19 protein-coding genes and 6 tRNA genes are annotated in these 25280 nt (G+C 58.6%); 8 read left to right on the top strand and 17 right to left on the bottom strand.

From position 1 onward, the window contains the following. Nucleotides 1–629: 629 nt before the first annotated feature. The 3 genes from mnmA to ACNPM8_RS07450 are packed head-to-tail and all read right to left on the bottom strand — an operon-like array spanning nucleotide 630 to nucleotide 3837. Nucleotides 630–1766, bottom strand: coding sequence for a tRNA 2-thiouridine(34) synthase MnmA (mnmA, locus tag ACNPM8_RS07460; protein WP_105656831.1), 1137 nt, complete (start codon nucleotides 1764–1766; stop codon nucleotides 630–632). Next, on the bottom strand, nucleotides 1763–2998 hold the full coding sequence (locus ACNPM8_RS07455; protein WP_448939565.1) for a cysteine desulfurase family protein: 1236 nt from the start codon (nucleotides 2996–2998) through the stop codon (nucleotides 1763–1765). Before ACNPM8_RS07455 ends, mnmA begins: the two co-directional genes overlap by 4 nt. Nucleotides 2999–3027: 29 nt before the next feature. Continuing rightward, nucleotides 3028–3837: a hypothetical protein gene (locus ACNPM8_RS07450; protein WP_400288311.1), complete on the bottom strand. Its 810-nt coding sequence runs from the start codon at nucleotides 3835–3837 to the stop codon at nucleotides 3028–3030. 112 nt (nucleotides 3838–3949) lie between these two features. On the opposite strand from ACNPM8_RS07450, the gene folP reads away from it, so the two are divergent. Together folP and ACNPM8_RS07440 are read left to right on the top strand one after the other, a co-directional pair. Further along, the gene (folP, locus tag ACNPM8_RS07445) at nucleotides 3950–4876 is read left to right on the top strand and encodes a dihydropteroate synthase (protein WP_448939564.1); all 927 of its coding nucleotides are present in this window, start codon (nucleotides 3950–3952) and stop codon (nucleotides 4874–4876) included. A gap of 12 nt (nucleotides 4877–4888) precedes the next feature. Then, on the top strand, nucleotides 4889–5647 hold the full coding sequence (locus ACNPM8_RS07440) for a pyrimidine reductase family protein (RefSeq protein WP_105661497.1): 759 nt from the start codon (nucleotides 4889–4891) through the stop codon (nucleotides 5645–5647). Here ACNPM8_RS07440 and ACNPM8_RS07435 read toward each other — a convergent pair. Next, nucleotides 5616–6515 carry a diacylglycerol/lipid kinase family protein gene (locus ACNPM8_RS07435; RefSeq protein ID WP_448939563.1) on the bottom strand — a complete coding sequence of 300 codons (900 nt, stop codon included), beginning with the start codon at nucleotides 6513–6515 and terminating at the stop codon, nucleotides 5616–5618. The two genes, ACNPM8_RS07440 and ACNPM8_RS07435, sit on opposite strands and share 32 nt — an antisense overlap. Nucleotides 6516–6632: 117 nt before the next feature. Here ACNPM8_RS07435 and ACNPM8_RS07430 point away from each other — a divergent pair, with 117 nt between their 5' ends. The 3 genes from ACNPM8_RS07430 (at nucleotide 6633) to ACNPM8_RS07420 (ending at nucleotide 8719) form a co-directional block, all read left to right on the top strand. Then, nucleotides 6633–7532 (top strand): DnaJ domain-containing protein, encoded by a 900-nt coding sequence (locus ACNPM8_RS07430; protein ID WP_448939562.1) that lies wholly within the window; start codon nucleotides 6633–6635, stop codon nucleotides 7530–7532. Between the two features lie 44 nt (nucleotides 7533–7576). Further along, nucleotides 7577–8038, top strand: coding sequence for a tRNA (cytidine(34)-2'-O)-methyltransferase (locus ACNPM8_RS07425; RefSeq protein WP_105656838.1), 462 nt, complete (start codon nucleotides 7577–7579; stop codon nucleotides 8036–8038). A gap of 123 nt (nucleotides 8039–8161) precedes the next feature. Beyond that, nucleotides 8162–8719, top strand: a complete 558-nt coding sequence (locus tag ACNPM8_RS07420; RefSeq protein ID WP_448939561.1) for a hypothetical protein — start codon at nucleotides 8162–8164, stop codon at nucleotides 8717–8719. Nucleotides 8720–8810: 91 nt separating this feature from the next. Here ACNPM8_RS07420 and ACNPM8_RS07415 read toward each other — a convergent pair whose 3' ends face one another. The 4 genes from ACNPM8_RS07415 to ACNPM8_RS07400 form a co-directional block, all read right to left on the bottom strand. Then, a complete protein-coding gene (locus tag ACNPM8_RS07415) occupies nucleotides 8811–9572 on the bottom strand; it encodes a PIG-L deacetylase family protein (protein ID WP_448939560.1) in 762 nt (253 codons plus the stop codon). Beyond that, on the bottom strand, nucleotides 9569–10513 hold the full coding sequence (locus tag ACNPM8_RS07410) for an electron transfer flavoprotein subunit alpha/FixB family protein (RefSeq protein WP_448939559.1): 945 nt from the start codon (nucleotides 10511–10513) through the stop codon (nucleotides 9569–9571). The genes ACNPM8_RS07415 and ACNPM8_RS07410 overlap by 4 nt, the downstream gene beginning before the upstream one ends. A 12-nt stretch (nucleotides 10514–10525) precedes the next feature. After that, nucleotides 10526–11347 carry an electron transfer flavoprotein subunit beta/FixA family protein gene (locus ACNPM8_RS07405; protein ID WP_332485956.1) on the bottom strand — a complete coding sequence of 274 codons (822 nt, stop codon included), beginning with the start codon at nucleotides 11345–11347 and terminating at the stop codon, nucleotides 10526–10528. 190 nt (nucleotides 11348–11537) lie between these two features. After that, a complete protein-coding gene (locus tag ACNPM8_RS07400; protein WP_448939558.1) occupies nucleotides 11538–13061 on the bottom strand; it encodes a S1C family serine protease in 1524 nt (507 codons plus the stop codon). Between the two features lie 319 nt (nucleotides 13062–13380). Between ACNPM8_RS07400 and ACNPM8_RS07395 the strand changes: the two genes are divergently transcribed. Next, nucleotides 13381–15366 (top strand): TPM domain-containing protein, encoded by a 1986-nt coding sequence (locus ACNPM8_RS07395; protein WP_448939557.1) that lies wholly within the window; start codon nucleotides 13381–13383, stop codon nucleotides 15364–15366. Between the two features lie 70 nt (nucleotides 15367–15436). Beyond that, nucleotides 15437–16168 carry a PspA/IM30 family protein gene (locus tag ACNPM8_RS07390; RefSeq protein ID WP_105656844.1) on the top strand — a complete coding sequence of 244 codons (732 nt, stop codon included), beginning with the start codon at nucleotides 15437–15439 and terminating at the stop codon, nucleotides 16166–16168. 116 nt (nucleotides 16169–16284) lie between these two features. On the opposite strand, the gene ACNPM8_RS07385 is transcribed toward ACNPM8_RS07390, so the two are convergent. The 8 genes from ACNPM8_RS07385 to ACNPM8_RS07350 form a co-directional block, all read right to left on the bottom strand. Then, nucleotides 16285–16358: transfer RNA gene (locus ACNPM8_RS07385), tRNA-Met, on the bottom strand. Nucleotides 16359–16716: 358 nt separating this feature from the next. After that, nucleotides 16717–16790, bottom strand: a tRNA-Met gene (locus ACNPM8_RS07380). 263 nt (nucleotides 16791–17053) lie between these two features. Further along, nucleotides 17054–17127 (bottom strand) — tRNA-Met (locus tag ACNPM8_RS07375). A gap of 263 nt (nucleotides 17128–17390) precedes the next feature. Continuing rightward, nucleotides 17391–17464: transfer RNA gene (locus tag ACNPM8_RS07370), tRNA-Met, on the bottom strand. Between the two features lie 464 nt (nucleotides 17465–17928). Beyond that, nucleotides 17929–18002 (bottom strand) — tRNA-Met (locus ACNPM8_RS07365). A gap of 464 nt (nucleotides 18003–18466) precedes the next feature. Beyond that, nucleotides 18467–18540 (bottom strand) — tRNA-Met (locus tag ACNPM8_RS07360). Between the two features lie 62 nt (nucleotides 18541–18602). Then, nucleotides 18603–21638, bottom strand: a complete 3036-nt coding sequence (locus ACNPM8_RS07355; protein WP_400342176.1) for a UPF0182 family membrane protein — start codon at nucleotides 21636–21638, stop codon at nucleotides 18603–18605. 130 nt (nucleotides 21639–21768) lie between these two features. Beyond that, nucleotides 21769–22809 (bottom strand): YlbL family protein, encoded by a 1041-nt coding sequence (locus ACNPM8_RS07350; RefSeq protein ID WP_448939556.1) that lies wholly within the window; start codon nucleotides 22807–22809, stop codon nucleotides 21769–21771. Between the two features lie 256 nt (nucleotides 22810–23065). On the opposite strand from ACNPM8_RS07350, the gene ACNPM8_RS07345 reads away from it, so the two are divergent. Next, entirely contained in the window at nucleotides 23066–24493 is a 1428-nt protein-coding gene (locus tag ACNPM8_RS07345) for a zinc-dependent metalloprotease (protein ID WP_105661504.1), read from the top strand. 61 nt (nucleotides 24494–24554) lie between these two features. On the opposite strand, the gene ACNPM8_RS07340 is transcribed toward ACNPM8_RS07345, so the two are convergent. Then, nucleotides 24555–25166, bottom strand: a complete 612-nt coding sequence (locus ACNPM8_RS07340; protein ID WP_448939555.1) for a SprT-like domain-containing protein — start codon at nucleotides 25164–25166, stop codon at nucleotides 24555–24557. Between the last annotated feature and the right edge of the window lie 114 nt (nucleotides 25167–25280).

The raw sequence follows: 25280 nt of genomic DNA, 5'->3' as shown, positions 1-25280 counted from the left end.
GGCACCCCCCCGTCGCGCAAGCTCGTGCTCTTCGCTCGGTTCATCCCCCTGTGCGTCATTTCCACCGCGGGAATGCAAGCAGCGGGCAACCAGACAGAGTCCAGCATCGTCCAGTGCAGGGTCCACGCACCGGCCGTCGGCCGGAGCTTGCGAAGGCCTTGAGTACTGCCACCCGAGCCCCTCGGGCATCTAGCTCGTTGAGGCCTTCCGGATTGGTACGAATTGGTTCTGCCGACTGGAATGATCCGTTGTTCTGGACGATGCGCCCCTATCCGCCCAGCTACCGCTGGTGAGCATTCTCGAGAACATCGCAGCGAGCGCATTGGAAGCCAGGGCATCCGGTGGCGCAACAGGGTCGGCAGCCCAATTCAATAGCGAGACCTAGAGGGTCGAACCAATGCAGTGAGCCAGCAAGCCCCAAGCGGCCCTTGAAGACAGGCCGAATCCCACACACCACCGGTAATCGCCGGCAATGCCGGGCGAATACGTGCCGGACGCCCACGGCCGAAGCGGATGGCCGCCGAGCTCCGTTGCAACCAGCCGTTCGTCTAACTTGAATCACGACGCGAAGAAACCCTTGGTCCAGTTCATTATCTTGAACTGGACCAAGGGTTTCTTTGGATGGCTAATTAATTGACCATGCTGGAGTCCCATTCGCTGGAACGAGCAGAATCGATGGTCGCTTGGCCCAGCACGCGGCTGTCCTGGTAGACGACCATGGTCTGGCCCGGCGCGACTCCACGCATGCCTTCGGGAAGGTTGACAACCAACTCGTCGCGGCCTTCTTCCGAGCGCTCCATGTGGGCTACCGCGGCGACCGGATCGCCGTGCGCGCGCACCTGCACCATGCAGTCGAACTTGTCTCCGCTGAAAACTTCAGCGATCGGCAGGCCAGCCCAGGAAATGCGGATGCCGCGCAGCTGGTCCACAGCCAGCAGGGCCTCTGGACCGACGATGACCTTGTTGTCCTTCGGACGGATTTCCAAGACGAAGCGCGGTTTGCCGTCGGCGGCCGGACGACCCAGTCGAAGACCCTTGCGCTGGCCAACCGTGAAGGCTTGGGCGCCTTCGTGCTCACCGAGCTGGTTGCCCTCATGGTCAACGATCTCGCCTGGTTTCATCTCGATGCGTTCAGCCAGCCAACCGCGGGTATCGCCATCGGGAATGAAGCAGATGTCATAGCTATCTGGCTTGTTCGCCACGGTCAGTCCGCGCGCTGCGGCTTCGGCGCGAACTTCCGCCTTGGAGGGAGTCTCGGCTAGCGGGAACATGCAGTGTTCCAGCTGTTCGTGGGTCAGCACGCCCAAAACGTAGGACTGGTCCTTGGCCCAGTCTGCGGCTCGGTGCAGCTCCGGGTTGCCCTCGGAATCGCGCAGCACCTTGGCGTAGTGCCCGGTGCATACCGCGTCGAAGCCCAGGGCCAATGCCTTTTCCAGCAAGGCAGCGAACTTGATCTTCTCATTGCATCGCATGCAGGGATTCGGGGTGCGGCCAGCTTCGTATTCATCCACGAAGTCCTGCACCACGTCTTCTGCGAAGCGGTCCGAGAAGTCCCAGACGTAGTATGGGATGCCCAGCTTGTCGCAGGCACGCCATGCATCATTGGAGTCTTCCAAGGTGCAGCAACCGCGCGAACCGGTGCGAAGGGTCCCCGGCATGCGAGACAGGGCCAGGTGCACGCCGACCACATCATGGCCGGCTTCAACTGCGCGGGCCGCGGCTACCGCCGAGTCCACGCCTCCGGACATCGCTGCTAGTACTTTCATCGTGTAAAACCTGTTCCTGCCGTGTGGATGCTGCTTTCATCGGCTGCCATGCCAGCCTTCTTTGCCTGAGCATACGCTTGGGGCAAAGCCTCTAATAATGCGTCAACGTCGGCGCGTGTGGATGTATGCCCCAATGTGAAGCGTTGCACACTGCGCGAGGTGCGCGCATCGCGTCCCATAGCCAGCAAAACATGCGAAGGCTGCGGAACACCAGCGGTGCACGCCGAACCGGTGGATGATGCGATGCCAACCATGTCCAAGCCGAATAGCAAGGAGTCCCCCTCGCATTCCGGGAAGGTGAAGTGCAGATTGCCCGGGAGGCGTTTGCCCTCATTGCCTTGGTCCCGTGGTCCGTTCAGCACCGCTTCCGGAATCAAGCCGGTGATCTTCTCAATCGCGTATTCACGCAGTTCGCTCAGCCGCGCAGCTTCCTGCCGCAATCCAGAACGCACCGCGGTAGCCGCGGCGGCAAAGCCGGCCGCGTGGGCAGCATTCAAAGTCCCCGATCGCAGCTTGCGTTCGTGTCCACCGCCGTGCTGGACCGGGGTGAGCACAATATCGCGGCGAACCAGTAGCCCGCCGATGCCTACCGGGCCACCGATCTTATGCGCGCTAATCGCCATGGTGGCCAGATTCGAGGAGCCGAAGTCGACCGCGAGCGCACCAAAGGCCTGCACCGCATCCGAATGCACCGGGACCCCGTACTTGCCAGCTAGGGCAGCAAATTCACGGATCGGCTGAACGGTGCCGACTTCATTGTTGGCCCACATCAAGGTGGCCAAAGCGATCTGCTCGTGCTGCTCTTCAAATAGCTTTTCGGCCGCCTGCAGATCAACGACACCGTCTTCATCCACGGCGAGCCACAGCAAGGTGGCATTCTCATGGTCCTGCAGCCAGGTAGCCGTATCCAGGACCGCGTGGTGCTCAATGCCGGTGAGCACGATGGCACGCGCCTGTTCATTGGCCGCCACGCGGTTCCAGAACAGTCCCTTCAGCGCCAAGTTATCCGATTCAGTCCCACCAGATGTGAAGATCAATTCGCTGGAGTGCGCCCCGGCGGCCATGGCGATAGCTTGGCGGGCATCATCCACCGCACGGTTGGCGCGACGTCCGGCCCCATGCAAAGAAGACGGGTTTCCGGTGCGGGAATACTGTTCGGTGATGGCAGCCAGAGCTGCTGGATTCAGATCGGTGGTTGCCGCGTGATCCAGGTATACGGCGGAAGTTTTCATAACACTTCAATGGTACGGGGTGGGGCGCCCTAGTTTGAATGGCCGATCCGTGTGAATTGGCCAACCTCAATGGCCTCCAGCGCCGGATTGTTCAAGACCGCCTCAATCAATGAAGCAGGACCACCCAGGATGGTGCAATCATCAAACGGTTCAGTCGACAGCATCCAGGAATGGTCCGCCGCAAACGCCAGCGCCGGGCGCTGGCGTTGGGCGCCGTCGGCAGTTCTCGCCCATTCGGGCTGCGCCAGGAACTCCGCGTCCGCTTCGAACAGGTGGTAGTTCCGGTATCCGCCACCCAGGTCGAACGGTTCTGCCTGGATGATCTCGGGGCCAAAGGCAGGTTTCTGCGCCTCGGCGAGCGCCAACTCGTACACCCGCTGGTTCTCGTCATCGCTCAATGCAGGATCCGGCTCGCGCTCAATCTGTATGCGTTCTCCGCCCTCGATAAATGCATAACCGGCCCACAAGCCCACCACGAACTTCTGGTCTTTGGCAGAAACCCGGACCATTTCGGCGGCTAGTGCTTGCCATTGCGATTCCGGGAGCTGGTCCAGCGGCAGGTCGGTATCTACCCAGGCGTCTTCGGTCGCAGGATTGCCTTGCGCGTCCAGTCCGGCCACGGTTTCAAAAAGATCCGCGGCGGTGATGATGTGCTTGCGGCTCTGTGCCACCGTCTCCCAGCGCACCAACTGGTCATCTTCATCCAGTGCTGGGTGAAGGATGCGGACGTAGCGTTCGTAGCCATGCGGGATCTGGGCTACTACCGTGCTGGGGTCGGCTGATGCACAAGCTGCGGCGATCCATTGCCCGTGGGCTGCGGAGAGGTGTGAAAACTGCATGGTCCAAGCCTAGCGAGAGCAGCGGGCGGATTCCTCCTCCGAACCGTGGTCGGTGGTATGAATAGAGGAACAACTGATGACGTGTCGATTCCAGCTAAGGGAGCCTTCCTGCATGTTCAAGCCTGATTTCTTGGTTCCAGTCCATGATTTCTCCCAGCGCTCCCTGGATTTCTCACAGCGGATCGCGGTGATGGCCGTGATCAACCGCACCCCGGATTCTTTCTACGATGCCGGGTCGACCTTTGGCTTGGATGATGCTGTGGCCGCTGCCATGCGTGCGGTCGAGGCAGGTGCTGACTGGGTGGATATCGGTGGAGTCCCCTTCTCTCCGGGCCCGGAGCTCCCGTGGCAGGAGGAAGCAGAGCGAATTGTGCCGGTTATCCATCAAGTGCGTAGCCGCAGTTCGGTGATTATTTCTGCAGACACTTTCCATCCACAGGTGGCGCAGGCTGCCATTGATGCCGGCGCTGATGTCATCAATGACACCACAGGCTTTTCCTATCCCGGTTTGGCCCGGGTGGTAGCCAAGAACAACGTGCATGTGGTGATCACCCATTCGCTAGCCAAGCCCCGCACCGTTTACCCGCGCCCTAGCTACGACGATGTGGTGGCCGAGATCCGCCAGTATCTGCTGGAGAAAATCCAGATTGCGTTGGACGCTGGTGTTTCTCCGGCAAAGATCATTGTTGATCCAGGGCACGACCTGAACAAGAACACCCGCCACACTCTGGATTTGACCGCTGGGTTCCAGGCCTTTGCCGATTTGGGCTATCCGGCCTTGGCAGCGGTCTCGAACAAGGACTTCATCGGTGAAACCTTGAACTTGCCGAAGGCTGAGCGCATGGTTGGTTCTATGGTGGCAGCAACGATCTGTGCCATGAACGGTGCCCGCATATTGCGGATGCACAATATTCCTGAATCGGTGCAGACAGTACGCCTGCTCGAAGCAGCACAAGGGTGGCGGGAGCCTGTCTACCAGATACACAACATGGGGGATGTCAATCCTCCTGCGCACCCAGAACCCGAAGTCAGCAAGTAAGGAGTTTCCCAGATGCGTGCCCTGCTTCCCCAACCAGCAGATCAGGTTGATGACCAGTTCCTGCTTGAACGCTATTCCAGCGAGCATCGCCCATTCGTGCGTTTCAACTTCGTCAGCAGCATCGACGGGAGTGCCCAGGTTGATGGGCTCTCCAAGGCATTGGGCTCTCCTGGCGATCAGAGGGTTTTCGCACTCTTGCGCCGGCTTGCCGACGTGATCATGGTGGGTGCTGGAACGGTCCGTGCCGAGGGCTACGAAGGCCAGCTCCTGTCCGCGGAGGACATGGCGTGGCGTATCGAGCATGGCCTGCCGCCACAGCCCGTGCTGGCGCTCATTTCACGAGGACTGCATCTGGAGCCAACGGCCCCGGTGTTTGCCCAATCCCCGGTTCCGGTCCTGCTTTTCACCAGCGTTCAGGTCACTGACGAACAGCGTCGGTCATTTGGACCCAATGCCACTCTCGTGCAGGTTTCCGAAACCGAGGGCGGGTGTGATCCGACCGAAATCATCGCTTATCTGCATTCCAAGGGATATGGCTTCATCCATGCTGAAGGCGGTCCTCACGTTTTTGGGCAGTTCGCCTCGGCTGGCGCGGTGGATTCGGTTTGCATCAGCTACTCCCCTGTCCTTGTGGCAGGTGATGGCATGAGAATAGCGGTTCACGATCGGCAGGGGTTCCACGCCTTCGAGCTGCATTCCTTGTTTGAAGAGGACAGCATGCTCTTCTGCGACTATCGACTTAGGAAATCAGCTGGATCCCCGCGGGAATAACAGCTAGCTCAAAGGACCCGGCCCCCATGCATTCCCCGTCAGCATAGCTGTCCCGGGATGTCTCGATGCGGGCCCGCGTGAGGTTTGCGCTGACCTTCCATGGATGCGGCGCTCCGGTGAGGATCCTTGCCAGATACGGAAGGACCCGCAGAATATTTGGTCCGCGTACGATAGCCAATTCCGCGGTACCGTCGGTGAAATCAGCATGCGGGAAGAGCTTGATGCCGCCACCAAGGGACTTGATATTCGCGACGCTGGCGGCCAGGACGCTTCCGCTGAATCGCAGCCCGTCGGCCCTCACCTCGCTGGGGCATCCGCGCAGCTGGGGAAGGCACAGGATCAAGCCGGCGATATACCGCAGTGCTCCCAGCTGGCGCGGCAACGCGTTGGCTTTCGCGTTGACGGTGGCTTCAAATCCCCAGGACACGGCACCCAGTGCATAGCGCGGTGTTCTGCCGGCCTGGTCAAACCGCAGCTCCAGCACGTCAATGGGCATAGTTGCTCCCGGCTGCTTGCAAAACGCAATCACCTTGGCCAAGGATTCTTCGGCATTCGCGTCCCCTGTCATGCGCCAGAAGTCGTTGCCGCTGCCTGCGGGGATGACACCGATGGGAATCGAAGTTCCCGCAACGTGCTGGATGCAGTGGTGGATCAGCCCATCACCGCCAATGATGACGATCGCCCTCGAAGCTCTGAGCTGATCCCCCACCAGTTCCACGCTCGTCTCTGAAGTATCGACTAGCCCATGTTCCAGCCCGAGCTTGCCAAGCGCGTGGGCAAGCTGCTGGGCAAGGCGCATCCCCCGGCCTCGGCCTGAGTCGGGGTGGAAGATGATGCGGATTTTTGCGGTGCGACCAAACGAGCTCATGACCATAGAGATTACCCAGCAACTTGACGCTTCTACAAAGAATTTGCTGGGTTGGATTCGCTAAACTGGGGAACACTGGCCATCCGGTCTTTTTCACCGAGAGGATTCCTCCGTTCAATGAGTACACCAAGCCCGTACGAAATTCTTGGTGTCGCGCCTACTGCGAGCATGGAAGATATCAAGGTTGCTTACCGAAGGGCCGCTCGCGCGACCCATCCCGATCTCGGTGGCAGCGAAGAAAAGTTCAAAGAAGTACAGCGCGCTTTCCAGCAGCTCAGCGAGATGGCGTCTCCGCTGGGTTATGAGCAGACCTTCCAGTCTCCGGGCAACGCTCCACGTGCCGGGTTCAGCACCCGTCCTTTTGACGAGCGCCTGCGCAAGAGCCCTCAGCAGCCCAAGGCGCAGTTGCCCACCGAATATGTTCCGCCGTTCTCGGATTCGTCTCCTACGTTGCTGGACAGAAAAGTCTGTGAGCAGCGCGTGCATGGAGAACCCCGAAAACGCGGTTTGTTCTCCAACCGTGCACGGCTGATCCGCGAGGCGCAGACCATCAACCTGCTTTCCAAGAACGTCCTGAATATCTTGCCAGCGGCCCGTTTGGTCAACGGCCTGCGTTCGCCCGCGTCGGGGCACTACGATCATGTGCTGATTGCCGGTTACCGCATGGCGGTGATCAACACGATGACTCTGCCCGATGGCTATTACTCCTTTGATGGCAATGTCTTGCGCCACGGCAATAAGCTGACGCAGCCTCCGCAGTTCTCCATCTCCGGTTTGCAACGGCAATTCATGCAGATGAACGTAGTTGCGTTCACCTTGGTGCTTTCTGCCAACGGCAATCACCACGAACCGGTCATTGAGTACCGGCGCAATGCCGATCCAACACTTGCTTCGACTCCGAATGTGCTCAATGCGGCGGGATTGATTCGGGAGTTGAAACTCTTCTTGGGCTCTGGCCCATCGCCGAATGTCGTCGATCGCCTAGCCTTGGCGCAGTTACGTGAAGCGATGTACTAAGGTCAATGGCCTATTTCTTGCTGGCGAGAGCTTAAACTGGTTGAGTGTTTCGTATCGTTTTCAATGCCCCAGAGATCCCGGGTAATTCCGGCAACGCTATCCGACTAGCCGCCATCACCGGCGCAGAACTGCATTTGGTCAAGCCATTAGGCTTCAACTTCGAGGATGCCAACCTGCGTCGCGCAGGATTGGACTACCACGATCTGGCTTACGTCACGGTGCATGAAAATCTTGACGCTGCCTTTGAAGCACTGGGAGAAGGCCGGGTCTTTGCCTTCACATCCGAAGGAACTACTGTCTACTCGGATATCAGCTACGAGGCCAGCGACATCCTGCTCTTCGGCCGTGAATCGGTTGGCTTGAGCGCAGAAGACAAGAAGCATCCGCGCATCAACGACCTGGTCCGCTTGCCGATGCTTCCAGGCCGCCGATCAATGAATCTGGCCAATACCGCTTCGGTGGTTGCCTTCGAAGCGTGGCGCCAGCACGGCTTCGCTGGCGCATAAAGTACCAGCTGGCCCGCGCCACGCATACAGCTTTACCTAATCTTTATAAAGTAGGCTCGAGTCTGTACCCGCAGTTTTCGGGTATTGAACTGTGCCGACTACATTTCGGGAGAATCCAAGACAATGAACGGTAGCCATTCTCAGCACCGCGACGAGCCCCAGGACGAGAACCTGGGACTAGATCTGGTGAGCCAAGTGGCCAGCAGTTCACGTGCAGCCAAGAAGAAGCCTAAGCGCTGGATCTTCGCCGTCACGGGACTTGCCATCATCGTTGTCCTAGCGGTGGTCATTTTCTCCCTGCTCAATGGAGGCACCAAGGCGTCCAAGGCATCCAAGGCCGACGATGCAGTCACCGAGACCGTCGAATTGAAGAGCGGCGGCCAAGCGGTGCTCAGCTCGTCGAAGTCCGAAAGCGCTGTGGGCGTCGAGCTTTCCGAGCTGCCAGCCCTGGACGGTTCGGAACAGTACGTTGCATGGGCAGTGCATGAGTCCGGCAGCGTCTCCGTGATCGTTTCCAGCACCGGTGAAGATGCCGCGGCTGGGCTGTCTCCAGCTGAAGACGTGATTGCCCTCCACATCACCATTGAGGGATCCAAGATCCCTGACGCTCCATCTGAAGATGCTGAAGCATCGGTCGACCTGCCACTGGCTCAAGACCAGGCAACGGAAGACGAGAGCTAGCAACTCACCTCTGGCCAGCCAAAAAGTTCGGGGCGAAGATCAATTCTTGATCTTCGCCCCGAACTTTTATCCGGTCTTCTTTGCTGGATTCTCAGAACCCGGCTATCGTGTCGTGCGCGTTCACGGCAACCGCGTGGAATGCTTCGGCAAGCTTGCCCTTCCCCAGCTGGCCACGCTCGGCGTTTTCCTCGCACTGCTGCAAAACATAGTTTTCCATGGCGGCAACATCCGGGTGCTGGGTGAAGTGCGAACGCAAGGCGTCCATCTTCTTATCGAAGAATCCGGTGATGTCCACGTAGGCGTTCTCTCGTTCCTGCGGAGCCCCGCACAACCAGAGCCAAGGCACCTTGTAGGCTTCCAGCCCTTCGCCATGCAGCAGCTCCGGGTAGGAGAACGGATTCTCGACCGCCGGGTAGATCGCACGGGTGACCGCTTCACCGCAGGCCAGATGGTCTGGGTGCGAAGCCTGTATCCGATCCCACTTGCGCTCGGGGTGCATCGCAATCACGATGGTTGGCTTCACCTGGCGCATCAGCCGGACCACCTTGCGCATGACATCGTGGTTGGCTTCCAGGAAGCCGTCGCGTTCGCCAAGGAAGTGAACGGTTTTCACACCTACCTTGGCGGCGGCCTGTTTCTGCTCTTCGTGCCGCAGCTTAGCCGTTTCCTCAGGATCCCGGTCATCAAAACCGCCGGCGTCGCCGTCAGTCATGATGCAATACTGAACCTCTGCCCCAGCTGCGGTCAGGGCCGCTACCGTCCCGGCTGCCCCAAAGTCCAGATCATCGGGGTGGGCGCCGAAGGCCAGGACCCGTTGGGAGCCTGCACCAATGAATTGCGCTGTATCGATCATGCCTTGCGACGTCGAATCTCTTCGGCGGCCTGCGGCAGGACCTTGGCCAGATCACCAACGATGCCCAGGTCTGCGATTTCGAACACCGGGGCGTCGACATCCTTGTTGATCGCGATGATGAACTTGCTGGTCTGCATTCCGGCCTTCTGCTGGATCGCTCCCGAGATGCCTGCCGAGATGTACAGCTGCGGTGCGACGGTGGCACCGGTCTGGCCGATCTGCGCATCGTGCGAGATCCAGCCGGCATCGGTAGCTGCACGAGAAGCGCCCACGGCAGCTCCCAGGGCATCGGCAAGGTCTTCAACCGGGCCGAAGTCTCCGTTGACACCACGACCACCAGCAACCACGACGCGCGCTTCGGTCAGTGCAGGTCGATCACTTGCGACTTTGGCCTCCGCCGCAGCAATCCGGACCTTGGCATCGTTGGAGTTCTCCAAAGCCAATTCCTCAACTGCCAGGGCGGTGCTGGAGGCCGCTGGCGCGTCTTCGATGCTGTTCGGCTTCAAGGTGGCAAACAGGGTGCCGTTGGTTGCCCTGGCCTGAACGCTGTAGCTTCCTGCCAGTTCATCCTTGGTAGCTACAAGATCCCCGCTGATGCCAATGACGTCGGTGATAATCGCACCGTTGCGGCGCACAGCCAGACGGGCACCGAGCTCACGGCTGAAATTGTCGTTAGAAAGCAAGACCAATTCGGCGGCAGTAGCCTGCACGGCTGCGTCAAGCACGGAAATTTCGTGCTGGCCGAAAACTGGGGCATCGCCGGAAGCGGTGAATAGCTTCACCACGCCGTAGGAAGCGAGAACCTGCTGGGCTTCGTCGCTGACTTGGTTGGCAACGGCCACGGCCGGGTTCTCGAAACCAGAGACCAGGGTCAGAAGTTCGCGCTGGGCTTTGGAGGGAGCCGCGGAAAGCTCAGTGAAAAATACTAGTGCTGAAGGCATGTTCAATATTCCTTAGATCAGCTTCTGTTCGGCCAAGAAATCAACCAAGGCGATGCCTGCCTGGCCGCTGTCGTTGATGACCGTTCCTGCTTCGCGCGCAGGGCGGGCTTCAGCTGCGATAACTTCGGTGTTCGAGCCGAGGGCGCCGACCGCGGCTGCATCCAGGCCGATAGCGGCCAGGTCCAGCTCGGTGACAGTCTTCTTCTTGGCAGCCATGATGGCCTTGAAATTCGGGTAGCGCGGCTCGTTGGCCTGGTCGGTGACCGAAAGCACTGCCGGCAGGTTCGCCTTCAGGGTCAAAGTGCGATCCTGATGATCACGCTTAATGGCCAGTTCACGCTGTGCGGCATCGAACTCAACAGCCAGCGCGTGAGTCAGCTGCGCAAAGCCCAGCCGTTCTGCGAGCTGGGCTGGAACGACCGAGGTTTCAGCGTCGGTCGAGGACATGCCGGTAATAACCAGGTCCACGTTGCCGGCATGCTCAACCAGCGCCGCAAGCGCTTTCGACGTGGCGATGGTGTCGGAACCGGCCAAGGCGTCATCGTTCAGGTGCAGCCCTGAGCTGGCACCCATCTGCAGGGCCTTCTTGACGGAGTTGCCCGATCCCTTGCCGCCCATGGTCGCGGCGATGACTTCATGCCCGGCGGCGAATCCGCCGTTGGCTTCCACGATGGAAACAGCAGCTTCCACGGCGTATTCGTCAAGTTCGGAGAGTACTGATTCTGCACGGTCAAGGCGCAGCGTTCCCGAATCGATATGACGGTCAAATTGAACATCTGGGACGTGTTTGACCAGGACCACTATTTTCAGTGGAGTGGTGCTTTCCTCGCTCATTCGCGCCTTCCTACGAGCTTCGATGCCCGCACCGGTGCGGGGGCACCGGGCAGGCTAATTCCTTCAGTGTCTATCGTATCGGCACAATGCAGTTCACCGGGTGTTTATCGCTCTCAGATCAACAAGTGACGCGGGCTAGTCGATCACCAGCCCGCGTCACTTGTTTCACAGCGTCATCATGACGATTTGTTTAGTTATTTGACAGCGCTCCGACAGTTGCTGTTGCGGTCTGTTCCTTGCCATTGCGAAGGTAGCTGATTTCCACTTCTCCCCCGGCTGGAATCTCGCGGATGGCCGCGGTCACGGTCTGCGAGTCCTGGACTGCACGGCCGTTGACACCGGTGATCACGTCACCGGACTTCAGTCCGGCCTTATCAGCTGCCGAGTCAGGGCTAATTTCAACAACGCGGGCACCCACCGAGAACGCCGAAGCGTTCTGCTGGTTGGATCCGGCTGCTCCCTGCGGGGTCACTGTGGCTCCGAGCAGGCCGTGGGTAGCCACGCCGTTATCGATCAGTTCCTGGGCAACACGCTTCGCGTAGTCGATAGGGATCGCGAAGCCCACGCCAATCGAGCCGCCTTCTTCACTGTTGCCTGCCGAGGCAATAGCAACGTTGACACCGATGATTTCACCATTGGCGTTGACCAATGCGCCGCCGGAGTTGCCGTGGTTGATCGCCGCGTCAGTCTGGATGACGTTTACGTAGATCGAACCGCTTGAACGCTGCTGCTCTTGTTCCTGTCCCGGGAACTGGAAGTTGAATTGGTTGCCATCCCCGCCCTCGCTCTGGTCGCTTTCCTTCGGAACGGCCGAAGAAGCGATGGAGATGGTGCGGTTCAGGGTGGAAATGATGCCGTCGGTGACGGTGCCGCTGAGACCCAGCGGTGCGCCGATGGCGACAGCGGTATCCCCGACATTCAGCTCGGCCGAGGAACCCACGGTGGCAGGTACCAGGCCGTCGGCCTGGATATTGATGACTGCCAGGTCCGATAGAGGATCGGTGCCTACCACGGTGGCACTATGCACCGAACCGTCGTTCATCTGGACCGAAATTTTGGGATTGGCAACTTCGCCACCCAGGGTAACCACGTGGGTGTTGGTCAGAATATTGCCCTTGTTGTCCATGACGATGCCCGATCCGGAACCGCCGGAACCGTTGCCGGAAACCTCGATGGTCACCACGCTGGGGCTTGCCTTGGCGGCAGCCGCGGTGACTTCGGTGACCTTGTCCGGGTTGTTGATCACCACGCCCTCACGCGGCGAACTGCTCACCGAGGAGGACCCCGCGTCGTCATTCATCAGGTATGTCGTGCCAGCGGCAGTGACGCCACCTACCAAGGCCGCGGCAACCATTCCGGCGATGAGCGTGCTGCCCGAGAAGGACTTCTTGTCCTTGGAAGGCTTCTCGGGCGGAATCGGGTAGTTCGTAGGCTCGTTGGACGGAGGGCCGTAAGGGGAACCGTAGGGAGAGCCGTTCTGGACTTGCTGGGCATCGGAGTGCTGTCCGTGGGAGTGGGCCGAGTTCTGCGTTCTGTCAACGGACGGCGCGGGGTAAACGCTGGTTGGATTCTCGCTGGCGCTTGGAGCCTGATTCACTCGCGGGTAGCGCACTGTAGGTTCGGCCGAAGCAATCGGGTCGTTATTGGTGTCGTTATTTGGCTCTGCTGAATCGCCCGCATCGTTCCCACGTGGCTCATTCGGTGTCTGGCTCATGGCTTGCCTCTTTCGAACTGTCGAATCTCTTGAGTTCTATTATCCAACTCTGGTCTGTGGCATCGAATTGTGGTGTCTGAGCACCGGCTGTGAGTTAACTATTCTGCCAGCTGAATGTCGTAGACGTTGTTCATTAGGGCAAATAGAATCAATCATAAGTGTGAACCCAATCTCGGGGATCACCAGGTCGGGATTCTCCCGATTTTAGATTGACTGATGCATTTCAGGTGGGGAACAAGACATGCGTATGAAAGCTCGACGGCTCATTGCTGGAGCAATATTGGCAACGGTAGCCTCTTTCGGCTTATCGGCACCTGCGATGGCTGAATCGCCTGTAACGATTCCACCTGGCGACTTCGTCGTCGATTCTTCAGGCGTGCTCGGTTCCGACGAAGCGCGTTTGGAATCCGAGATTAAAGAACTTCGCAGCAATACCGGACTAAACCTGTTTGCGATATTCGTCGACGAGTTCTCCAACCCAGGCCAGGCAGATCAATGGGCCGCCGAAGTTGCCAACCAAAAGGGTCTGGGCAGCGCCGACTCCATCCTGGTGGTGGCAACCGAGACCCGGCAAGCATATTTTGCTGGCGCCGAAGGCGGTCCGATTGCCAAAGCCGATACTGAAATCTACAGCAGCCAAATCAGCCCGGCACTCAGTGAGAAAAACTGGGCCGGTGCAGTCGAGGGGGCCATCGCTGGCATGCGCAGCGTTGAAGGTGGAGGCAGCCCAGATGGTTCATCCTCTGGCGGAGGTTTCCTAACCGTCGTCCTGGCCATTGGTGCCGTTGCTGTGGTTGGGTTCCTTTTCCTTTCACGGCGCAGCAAGAAGAAGACCGCGCAACTCGGCCAGAGCCAAGGCCAACACCCAGGACAGTACGGCGCCCCTGCTCCGCAGCAGCAGCTGGTCCCCCTGGACAAGCTCCGTTTGCAGGCAGACCAATTGCTGGTGGCTGCAGATGACTCGATCCGTTCTTCGCAGCAAGAATTGGGCTTCGCCGAAGCACAATACGGCAAGCAGGCTGTCCAGGTCTATGTGGAGGATATTGAACAAGCCAAGAACCACCTGACTGAATCTTTCCGGCTGCAGCAGCAGTTGGATGACGATATCCCCGATACCGAGCAAGATCAGCGGTCATGGTTGAATGAAATCATCGACCGTTGCCAGAAGGTCAACAGTTCCCTGCAGGCCCATGCCGACGAGTTCAAGCAATTGCGCCAGCTGGAGCAGAATGCCGAGGATCGCATTACTGAGGTATCGGCGAACCAGGAACCGCTCAACCAGAGGCTGTCGGCCCGCGTGGCAGACTTGGAACGCCTTGCCGGCCAATATGATGCCAGCGCAGTATCGCAGATCAAGGACAACGCTGACCAGGCCGCCGAGCGCCTGACCTTTGCTTCTTCCGCCTTGAAGCAGGCATCAGAGAAACTGGCCACTGACCGATCCAATGCCGCGATCTTGATCCAGAATGCGGAAGAAGCCCACGACCAGGCCGATGTGCTGCTCGAGGCCATCAACAAGGCTGGCGAAGCCTTGGGGCAGGCCCAGCAAGACTTGAAGTCCGCAATCGCGCTGGCCGAACGCGACCTGGCTCAAGCGAACGCCTTCCTGGGCAACGGAGCAAATCCCCGCCTTTCCAGCGCAGCGGCCGGTGTCGAAAGCACTCTGGCGAATACCAAGCAAGCACTGAGCAGCCGCAAATACAACCCGCTGGCTTTGATCACCCAGCTCGATGAGTCCGTTCGCCCGCTTTCAGAAGCTCTTTCAAGTACGCGTAACCAGGCCCAGCAGGAACAATCAGCCCGTGCACAACTGGATTCGTTGCTGCACACCGCAGCGTCGCGCATCAGCGGTACCGACGATTACATCCGTGCCCGTCGCGGCGGCGTCCGCTCTTCAGCTCGAACCCGCCTTGCTGAGGCGCAGCGCACCTTCGATGAGGCGCGCTCGCTTTCTGGCAGCGATCCGCTGCGTGCTGTAGGTTCCGCACAGCGTGCCATTCAGCTAGCTGACCAAGCTGCGCAGATGGCCGAAAGCGACGTCAGCGGATTCGACGGCTTCGGCGACTCGCGCGGTTACGGGAACTACGGCCGTGGCCGCGGGGGCGGGATGTTTGATGGCATCGGTGGCGCGATGCTCGGAGGCATCCTGATCAATACCATCCTCGGCGGCGGAGGCCATGGCGGTCATTCCGATGGCGGCGACGGTGGAGGTTTCTTTGGCGGGGGCGGCTTCGGTGGCTTCGGCGGCGGCGGAGGCGGCTTTGGAGGAGGTGACTTCGGAGGCGGAGGAGGCGGCAACTTCTAGCTTGCCGGACCAGTTTCACCAGAAGGTTTCAAGTTCATAGTGTTTTCTTGACGGACAGAAAGGTCCAACCATGATCAAGCAGTCAATCTTCGGACGCATTTCCCAGTTGGCCAAGGCCAATATCAATGCAATGCTCGACTCAGCTGAAGATCCCCAGAAAATGATGGATCAGATGGTGCGCGACTACAACGACAATATTGCTGAAGCAGAGCAGGCGATTGCCCAGACCATCGGCAACTTGCGCATGCTGGAAGACGACTTCCGCGAAGACGAGCAGGCAGCTTCCGAGTGGGGCAACAAGGCTCTGGCAGCATCCAACAAGGCAGAAGAGTTCCGTGTTGCAGGCAATGCCGATGATGCCTCGAAGTTCGACAACTTGGCTAAGGTCGCCATCCAGCGCCAGATGCAGGCAGAGTCCGAGATGAAGACCGCCGAGCCGACGATCGCCTCGCAACGCGAGATCGTGGACAAGCTCAAAAGCGGCTTGAACATGATGAAGGAAAAGCGTACCGAACTGGCAAGCAAGCGCGACGAGCTGGTCGCCCGTTCCAAGTCGGCACACGCTCAAAACCAGGTCAATGAAGCCATCAAGTCCGTGAACATCATGGATCCGTCCAGCGAAATTGGTCGCTTCGAAGAAAAGGTTCGTCGCGAAGAAGCCCGCGTTCGCGGTGCTGCAGAATTGCAGGCATCAAGCCTGGACTCCCAGTTCGAGTCTTTGGAAGATCTGGGTGAGCAGACCGAGGTGGAAGCCCGTCTGGCCGCTCTGAAGGCCAAACAAACCGATGCTTTGGAGAGCTAAACTTTCTGCTCTCTGAACTGTGTCAATTGGCTGGCAGTGCGAAAGCATTGCCAGCCAACTTCTTTAATGCTTAAACCAAAAGCGGAGACCCTTCCGGATCTCCGCTTCCACTTTCGTGGCGGGGAGAGGATTTGAACCTCTGACCTCCGGGTTATGAGCCCGGCGAGCTACCGAACTGCTCCACCCCGCGTCGGTAAATACAACATTACCAATCAGTGAATGACTTGGCCAATCCTGGGATAGTGCATTGCGTCACCAAGAGACCCCTGGCTCGTGAAGCAGGGAAATCGCCCCACTCCCCACGGCATCTCCCCAGGGGCAAGGGAAAACTTTTCAGGACCATCCGGCGGGCTCGAAACAAAATCAACGCCATGGGTCCGCTGCCTGTCTGCCTCGGCCCAGTGAATGCGGACACATTAGTTGCTCCCCCATCGGGAAGTCGATCATGTGCCTACTGGCGCTTGGCCACGCTCTCCCGTTGGCGCCGTCCTGAGAAATCCGGTTAAACCAAAAACGGAGACCCTTCCGGATCTCCGTTTCCACTTTCGTGGCGGGGAGAGGATTTGAACCTCTGACCTCCGGGTTATGAGCCCGGCGAGCTACCGAACTGCTCCACCCCGCGTCGGTAAATACAACATTACCAATCAGTGAATGACTTGGCTAATCCTGGGATAGTGCGTTGCGTCACCAAGAGGCCTCTGGCTCGTGAAGCGGGGTAAACCGCCCAACCCTGCACAGGCCCTCCCAGGGGTGAAGGGATAACTTTTCAGGTCCATCTGATGAGCTCGAAATAAAATCAACGCCACGGTCACCCATTGGAGCCGGTCCGAGAAGTCCGGTTAAACCAAAAACGGAGACCCTTCCGGATCTCCGTTTCCACTTTCGTGGCGGGGAGAGGATTTGAACCTCTGACCTCCGGGTTATGAGCCCGGCGAGCTACCGAACTGCTCCACCCCGCGTCGGTAAATACAACATTACCAATCAGTGAATGACTTGGCTAATCCTGGGATAGTGCGTTGCGTCACCAAGAGGCCTCTGGCTCGTGAAGCGGGGTAAACCGCCCAACCCTGCACAGGCCCTCCCAGGGGTGAAGGGATAACTTTTCAGGTCCATCTGATGAGCTCGAAATAAAATCAACGCCACGGTCACCCATTGGAGCCGGTCCGAGAAGTCCGGTTAAACCAAAAACGGAGACCCTTCCGGATCTCCGTTTCCACTTTCGTGGCGGGGAGAGGATTTGAACCTCTGACCTCCGGGTTATGAGCCCGGCGAGCTACCGAACTGCTCCACCCCGCGTCGGTAAATTCAACATTACCAACTGGTGAACTCAATAGCGAATCGAAAAGAGTGTCCTTTGTCGCACTGCGCCCAAATGCCGCGCCTGAGCCGAATTACTCCTTGGCTACATCCATACGTCTCGGTCCGGCGCCACCCGGGTTTCAAAGATACTAGAGGTCTTCCGCCACATGATTGCACACTCCGGCGGGTAGTCGTCATCACAAGGTGCCTGAGAGCCTGCTGCAATCACCCTAGCCCGCTCAAGGGGAAGATTCTCGGGCCTTCCAGCGCCCGGGGCCCTGCGGTCGGCCTGGAACTGCGTCAGCCTTCGGCCCCAACTTACACATATGCCGGCGACCGCCCCTACCCGTACATGGGTTGACGGTGCTTCCCGCATCAATTCACGGGTACTGGTCCGGCAACGGGCAACTTGCAGCTTAACGCAAAATGGAGATCCGTTAGGATCTCCATTTTGCCATTCGTGGCGGGGGCAAGATTTGAACTTGCGACCTCCGGGTTATGAGCCCGGCGAGCTACCGAACTGCTCCACCCCGCGTCGGTAAATTCAACATTACCAACTGGTGAACTCAATAGCGAATCGAAAAGAGTGTCCTTTGTCGCACTGCGCCCAAATGCCGCGCCTGAGCCGAATTACTCCTTGGCTACATCCATACGTCTCGGTCCGGCGCCACCCGGGTTTCAAAGATACTAGAGGTCTTCCGCCACATGATTGCACACTCCGGCGGGTAGTCGTCATCACAAGGTGCCTGAGAGCCTGCTGCAATCACCCTAGCCCGCTCAAGGGGAAGATTCTCGGGCCTTCCAGCGCCCGGGGCCCTGCGGTCGGCCTGGAACTGCGTCAGCCTTCGGCCCCAACTTACACATATGCCGGCGACCGCCCCTACCCGTACATGGGTTGACGGTGCTTCCCGCATCAATTCACGGGTACTGGTCCGGCAACGGGCAACTTGCAGCTTAACGCAAAATGGAGATCCGTTAGGATCTCCATTTTGCCATTCGTGGCGGGGGCAAGATTTGAACTTGCGACCTCCGGGTTATGAGCCCGGCGAGCTACCGAACTGCTCCACCCCGCGATGACTAGACAATTCTTGCATCATCGCGGAGTGAAAGCAAATCGGGCTGCTGGTGCTGCTGCTTAGCCTTCAGCACCGTCCTGGGGTGCTGGCGATTGGGTTGCGTCCGGATTCTGTCCGTCGTCCAGTTTCACATCCCCTTCAACCTCGGTGCCATTGATGGCCGCATCTGCGTCCATCGCACGAGTCAAGGCATCCTCCAACTGCTTCTGCGATTCACCGTAGGCTCCGAAGTCACCCTTGGCCAGCGCTTCCTGGCCATTCTTGATGGCTTCATTCGCGTCAGCCAGAGCCTCGGAGAGCTTCTGGGTATCAGTCTTGGCCGGTTCATTCTCGTCCTTTGGATCCTCCGCTGGCGTAACGCCTTCGGTCTCACCGGTCACTGCACCGGACTCACCGCCGAAGACCTCATCCAGCGCTTCTGCCAAGGTATCGGCGAAGCCAACCTTGTCGCCGAAGGAAACCAGAACCTTACGCAAGGTCGGGTAGCTGGTCTGGCCCGAGGACTGAACGTAGACCGGCTGGACGTAGAGGATACCGCCGCCAACTGGCAACGACAGCAGGTTGCCGTTCTTGACCTCCGAAGCACCCTGACGCAGCAGGTTCAATTCAGTGGTCACTCGTGTGTTGGTATCGAAGTTCTGCTGTGCTTGGCCTGGGCCAGGAACCGCAGTATCTCGTGGCAGCTCGAGCAGGCGCAGCTTGCCGTAGTCTTCGGCCTTCGCCCCAGGTTCGGAGCCGGCATCGGCGTTGGCCGAAAGGAAGCCGAAGAGCACGTTGCGCTGCTGGCCGTTGGCCGCGGCAGCAGGGATAAACGTCGAGGTCAGCGAGAACGACGCTTCATCCTGGGTCGGCATCTTCAAGGACATGAAGTATGGCGGCTGCTTCACGCCAGCGGCGGATGAGGTCGGATCATCCGGCACAGCCCACGCGTCGTTGGACTCGTAGAACGCGTCCGGGTTGTCCACGTGGTAGGTGGTTAGCACTTCGCGCTGCACCTTGAACATGTCCTCAGGGTAACGTACGTGCTCCATCAACTCAGCCGACATGTCATCCAACGGGTTCAATGCCGTAGGGAAGACCTTCTGCCAGGACTGCAGGATCGGGTCTTCGGTGTCCCAGGCGTAAAGCTTGACCGTTCCGTCATAGGCGTCGACGGTGGCCTTCACCGAGTTGCGCAGGTAGTTCACGCGGCCGGTCAAAGACAGGTCCTGCGCATTAGTCAGCGAGTCGGTCACTGCCGAGTCCAATTGCTGCTGCTGCGAATACGGGAAGTCGTTGGAGGTGGTGTAGCCATCGATGATCCACTGCACGCGGCCATCAATGATGGCAGGGTACGCCTGGGAATCCAGCGTCAGGTACGGAGCAACCTTGCTCACGCGATCGCGAGGATCACGATCGTAGAGGATCTGCGATTCGCTATTGACGTTCTGTGAGAGCAAGAGGTCAGTGGAGGCGAACTTCAGTGCGTAGACCAAGCGGTTGAACATGTTGCCAACGTTCGGACCGCCATCGCCCTGGAAGGTATAGCGGGTGTCTTGGTTCTCGCCACCGGTACCTGGACGGTCAAGTTCCTGGTCGGTCCATCCCTCATCCGGCCCGCCGACAATGGAGTAGGACGGAGAATTCTCACCGAAGTAGATCCGCGGCTCGTAATCCTCGTCGGTAATCAAATCACCGGAGGTCGGGATGCCACCGAGCATGAAGTCCGGACGACCACCGGCAGCCACGCGGTTACCGTAGGCAGCCACCAGGCCGTAGCCATGGGTGTAGTTGATGTGCTGGTTCACCCACGTGTCGGTTGGGTCCACGTTCACTTCACGGGCGGCAATAACGGTATCTTCCACCTTGCCGTCGATCTCGTAACGGTCGACGTTAAGGGTCTCGGCGAAGGTGTAGTAGCCGCGGAACTGCTGCAGCTGCGCGAAAGCAGCCGAAACCAGGTTTGGATCCAGCAGGCGGATATTCGCGGTGGTTGAGGTTTCCTCGGCCAGCGCATTCTTCTCAGTCGAGATCTTCGCATCGTAGTCAGTAACTTCGACATCGTCGAGACCGAAAGCCAAGCGCGTCATTTCGATGTTGCGCTCAATATAGTCGCTCTCCAACGCCCTTTGGGAAGGGACCACCTTGTACTGCTGGATCAGGAACGGGTAGACGCCGCTGGCAACGATCATCGTTGCTACCAGCATGGCGGTGCCGATCAATGGCAAACGCCAGCGACCGTTGATTGCCGCAATCACGAAGGTGATGGCGATAAGGACTGCCACAATGGCCAGAATCATCTGTGCAGGGATGACAGCGTGGACATCCTTGTACAGTGCACCGGCGACACGGCCGGACTGGTCGGTGAGGGTCTCGTACTGGCCGATCCAGAAGTTCACAGCCTGGAAGATCAAGAAGACTCCGACAACAACTGCGGTGTGCACCCGAGCGGCCTTGCCAACGGTTATGCCGCCACGCTCTTCAACGCGGATTCCGCCGTAGAGGTAGTGGGTCAGCAGACCAGCCACGCCGCTGAGCAGCACGACCGAGATCAGGAAGCCGTTGACCAGTGCGATGAATGGAAGGGAGAAAACGAAGAAGCCCAGATCCATGTTGAACTGGGGGTCAGTGCTACCGAAACCGACCTGGTTGAAGAACAGCAAGATGGTCTGCCACTGTCCGGCCACGGCAACGGCAGCGAAAATGCCGATCACCAATGGAATGCCAACCATCAGGAATCGGCGGACTGGTTCCAGCTGGGCCTGGTAGCGCGACATGGAATCAGGTCGGGTCGAGTTTGGCGCATAGACAGGGCGGTGCTTGTAGGCACTGCGCATCGAGAACCACATTGGAACCGCCATCAGCACCAAAGCGATCAGGAAGATCACTAATTTGGAGATCCGCTCAGTCCAGTAGACCTCGGAGAAACCCAGCTGGTTGAACCAGAGGATATCAGCGTAGAAATTCGACAAGAAAACGAAGACTGCGACGAGAATGACCACCGCGAAGATGGTCAGGGTCAGCGGCGAGGCTTTCTTGCCCGAAGGGTTGGAAGGTCGTTGTGGTTCTTGGGGCCGCGGCGGACCCCCGAACGGACTATCCGATCCGAAAGACACTATCTATTCCTTACTTTGGGTTCTTCCCGTTGTTCCCAACAAGAGAACTCGTGTACCTAATTCTTGTACGGGCGTTGTGTACGAGACTGGTTTCCTTGCATCACATTCTTCCCTTGATGCCCGGCTAAATCTATTCGCATGTCGTGAAAGTCGCCGGGTCTTCACCTGCGGCGATCTTCTCCAATGCCTGGCGAGCTTCTGACAGGGTTGCAACCTTGATGACATCCAGTCCGGCAGGAATACGCCCTATGGCTTCAGCGCAGTTGTCGGCTGGGGCCAAGAAGACGGTTGCTCCGGCATTCTTCGCCGCCACCATCTTCTGGGCGATTCCACCGATTGGACCGACCTTGCCATCGGCTGAAATCTCACCGGTACCTGCGATGTGGTGGTCTCCCGCCAATGAGCCTTCCGTCAGGCGGTCAATGATCGCCAAGGCAAACATCATGCCGGCGCTGGGACCGCCAACATTTTCCAACCCGAAGCTCACATCGATAGGGAACTCGTATTCGTTGCCCAGGAAGACACCCAACTGGCGTTCGCCATTCTCGGCTTCCTTGGTGTTCACAGTGACATCTACGTCGCTGTAGACGCCATGCTTATCCGGTCTGCCAACGGTCAAGATTGCTGGTTCTGCACCGCGGGAATTCAGTTCTTCCTTCAGCTGTTCCAGCGAAGTGATCTTCTCTCCTTCGAATTTCAGAAGGCGATCCTTGGGCTCAAGCACTTTTTCATTCGTGCCGGTGGAGAACTCAGCGACCGTAAGCCACTCGGTAAAGCCCTGATCCAGCTCGGCCAAAGCCGCTGCCACAGCCAAGTCCTGCGATGAAGTCATCATGAAATCATTTTGTTCATTCTTCTCTTCTGAAGAGACACCACGAGAAATGATGGTTTCTTCAGGAACTAGATCCTTGGCCGGATTGACCAATGCTTCAAGTACGACAGGTATGGTGATTCGGTTCTGCCCGCCACCCTGGACGTAAATGGTCAACAGATCCAAGACGCTCTCCGAAGGGTATGACTGGGCTCCCTTGATGGAGACCACATCGTGCCCGTTGTCCTCGCCAAGAGTGTTAAACACTGGGCCAGGCGACCGGATCATGAAATTCGTCGGGAGAAACATCATGACGCCGATCAGGAGGAGCGCAACGACGCCGGAGCTGGTGCGTTTCATGGTTTTGGAACCTCGCGGAGTGCGGCTGGAATCGCCTGGCTCCAAAGTCGAGTCTTGTGGTTCCTGTACGTGCACTGATCCTGCTCCCGCCAACTGTCAAAAAATACGCGGATCCGTCCTTGCAGACATCCCCACCCTTAGCCTACTGAAGCCCTGGGTTTAAAAGCATCAGCATCAAGGCGTATTCGATGTGCCGAAAGCGAACTGAAGCCCAGATTCATGGGAACTATCAGCTACTCGCGGTAGTTTTAAAGGCATGGCACAGAACCCCCCGAATAACCGCCCTAACGGCGATGACGACGAAAACAATCCGCAGGACCCATTTTCTGCAATGTTTGGTCAGCTCTTCGGTGGCGGATTCGACCCGAATGACCTCCCGCCGCAGCTTCGTGATGCCCTTGGTGCTCAAGGCGATCCGGCTGCGATGCAGAAAATGATGCAGCAGGCCCAGGCCATGATGTCCGCGATGATGAGCAATAACGCGTCTTCCGGTCCGGTGAACTGGAAGCTTGCATCCGACACCGCTTTGCAGGCATATGCCAGCGATGATCCGGCGGTATCGGACGCGCGCAACAACGCCATCAGCGATGCGTCAAACCTTTCTGAACTGTGGCTGAACAACGCTACGGTGTTCGAGTCGAACGGCCGCTCGACCGAGGCATGGACTCGTAAACGATGGTATGACAAGACCCTGGCCACCTGGAAGCAGGTCACCGAGCCTGTTGCCGAGTCGGTAGCTAACGCAATCACCACCGCGATGAAGGATCAGATCCCCGAAGAGATGAAGGGCATGCTCGGCAATTCCGATGGCATGTTCCGCAATCTCGGAGCCAGCATGTTCGGCATGCAGCTGGGCACTGCACTGGGCGGCTTGGCAACCGATGTGCTTGGCGGCACCGATATCGGCCTGCCTTTGGCAGGAACCACTCCAGGCATTATCGCGGCCAACGTCAGCAAGTTCGGCGATGGCCTTGAAATCCCAGAGCAGGAAGTCCTGCTGTATGTGATTCTGCGGGAGAACGCACACGCACGATTGTTCAACCGGGTCCCTTGGCTAAGCTCCAAGTTGATTGGTGCCGTGGAATCCTATGCTCGGGGCATCCATATCGACATGTCGCGCATTGAAGAAGCAGTACGCGGTATCGATCCGTCCAACCCTGAAGCGCTGCAGTCGATGCTGGGTGAAGGATTGTTCACCCCGCAGCGCACCCCCGCTCAGGAGAAGGCTCTAGAAAACCTAGAACTGACGTTGGCATTGATCGAGGGCTGGGTTGATCATGTGGTCTCCTTGGCCGCCCAGAACCTTCCATTTGCTGGTCACCTGCGCGAGACGATGCGTCGCCGTCGTGCTTCGGGTGGCCCAGCTGAGACTGCCTTCGCATCTCTGGTTGGCCTTGAATTGCGCCCACGCAAGCTGCGCGAAGCGGCTGCCCTGTGGGAGCACTTGTACGACGAACGTGGAATCGAGGGCCGTGATGCCGTATGGGATCACCCAGATCTGATGCCTACCGCGGAAGACCTCACCGATCCCAAGGGCTTCACGCATCGCCGTGAAGTTGCCGCGACCGAGTTCGACGACTTTGACGCAGCACTGGGTAAGCTTCTGGACGGCGGCTTCGACAACGCTGAACCCGAAGCCGAAGGCGATGACGGTTCAGGGAATCCAGAGGATCCGAAGAACTGATTAGATCGAAACCTCGAAGGAGGGATGTGCACGAGTGCACATCCCTCCTTCGTGCATTGAGCTACTGTTCCTCGTCATGGCCGAAACCCGAAAGTTCATCCTGGACCCGGCCCAATTCCTTGGCGTGAGCGTTGTAGCCTGCGTGGAATGCCTCCAAGAAAATATCCGCCTGCGCTCGGCGTTCGAACCGATTCAGCAAAGCCTGGAACCTAGGTCCGTGGCCGGCCCGCGGGACCACCAGATGCGCAAGCTCGTGGACTAGAACATAGTCCTGCACCCAGCTGGGCATATGCTGCAACGTGACCGATAAGCGGATGCTGCGCTGCCGATATGAAGCCGAACCCCAACGCTTATTTTGGTTGGCTACCCAACGCACGGATTGCGGCGCGGCTTCGCCGGCGAAGTACTGCTGGTCAAGAGATGCCGCTCGGCGCTCCAGCGCATCATCGGTATGACCCGCGGTACGCGCTTGGCGTCCCTTGCGATACTTCGAGATCATCTCATCAACGAAAGCGCGTTCCGTTTTTTCGTCCAGCGCTGCAGGGACTTGGATAATCAGCCGGTTATCGCGCCACTGGGAGGAAATGGTCTTCTTGCGCTTGGCCGAGCGGAGAACCCGCACTGGAATCTCATCCGGCGCTACGAAGTCGACGGAGTTTGGAAAAGCTGGCATTGCATTGCGCCTCTTTCCTCATCTATGGCAGCGGCCGGGGACCTTCCTGTCCGCTCACTACGTGATCTCTAAGCTACGTCCTAGCCTGAACAGCTTCGGACCAATTCGCCAACT

It is taken from the genome of Glutamicibacter sp. AGC46 (assembly GCF_053543715.1).
The sequence above is the reverse complement of the archived record's forward strand: the minus strand, read 5'-3'. Positions and strand labels throughout refer to the sequence as shown.

Coding starts and splice junctions, on each gene's coding strand:
- mnmA (WP_105656831.1), bottom strand. CDS start 1,766: ATGAAAGTACTAGCAGCGATGTCCGGAGGCGTGGACTCGGCGGTAGCC.
- ACNPM8_RS07455 (WP_448939565.1), bottom strand. CDS start 2,998: ATGAAAACTTCCGCCGTATACCTGGATCACGCGGCAACCACCGATCTG.
- ACNPM8_RS07450 (WP_400288311.1), bottom strand. CDS start 3,837: ATGCAGTTTTCACACCTCTCCGCAGCCCACGGGCAATGGATCGCCGCA.
- folP (WP_448939564.1), top strand. CDS start 3,950: ATGTTCAAGCCTGATTTCTTGGTTCCAGTCCATGATTTCTCCCAGCGC.
- ACNPM8_RS07440 (WP_105661497.1), top strand. CDS start 4,889: ATGCGTGCCCTGCTTCCCCAACCAGCAGATCAGGTTGATGACCAGTTC.
- ACNPM8_RS07435 (WP_448939563.1), bottom strand. CDS start 6,515: ATGAGCTCGTTTGGTCGCACCGCAAAAATCCGCATCATCTTCCACCCC.
- ACNPM8_RS07430 (WP_448939562.1), top strand. CDS start 6,633: ATGAGTACACCAAGCCCGTACGAAATTCTTGGTGTCGCGCCTACTGCG.
- ACNPM8_RS07420 (WP_448939561.1), top strand. CDS start 8,162: ATGAACGGTAGCCATTCTCAGCACCGCGACGAGCCCCAGGACGAGAAC.
- ACNPM8_RS07415 (WP_448939560.1), bottom strand. CDS start 9,572: ATGATCGATACAGCGCAATTCATTGGTGCAGGCTCCCAACGGGTCCTG.
- ACNPM8_RS07410 (WP_448939559.1), bottom strand. CDS start 10,513: ATGCCTTCAGCACTAGTATTTTTCACTGAGCTTTCCGCGGCTCCCTCC.
- ACNPM8_RS07405 (WP_332485956.1), bottom strand. CDS start 11,347: ATGAGCGAGGAAAGCACCACTCCACTGAAAATAGTGGTCCTGGTCAAA.
- ACNPM8_RS07400 (WP_448939558.1), bottom strand. CDS start 13,061: ATGAGCCAGACACCGAATGAGCCACGTGGGAACGATGCGGGCGATTCA.
- ACNPM8_RS07395 (WP_448939557.1), top strand. CDS start 13,381: ATGGCTGAATCGCCTGTAACGATTCCACCTGGCGACTTCGTCGTCGAT.
- ACNPM8_RS07390 (WP_105656844.1), top strand. CDS start 15,437: ATGATCAAGCAGTCAATCTTCGGACGCATTTCCCAGTTGGCCAAGGCC.
- ACNPM8_RS07350 (WP_448939556.1), bottom strand. CDS start 22,809: ATGAAACGCACCAGCTCCGGCGTCGTTGCGCTCCTCCTGATCGGCGTC.
- ACNPM8_RS07345 (WP_105661504.1), top strand. CDS start 23,066: ATGGCACAGAACCCCCCGAATAACCGCCCTAACGGCGATGACGACGAA.
- ACNPM8_RS07340 (WP_448939555.1), bottom strand. CDS start 25,166: ATGCCAGCTTTTCCAAACTCCGTCGACTTCGTAGCGCCGGATGAGATT.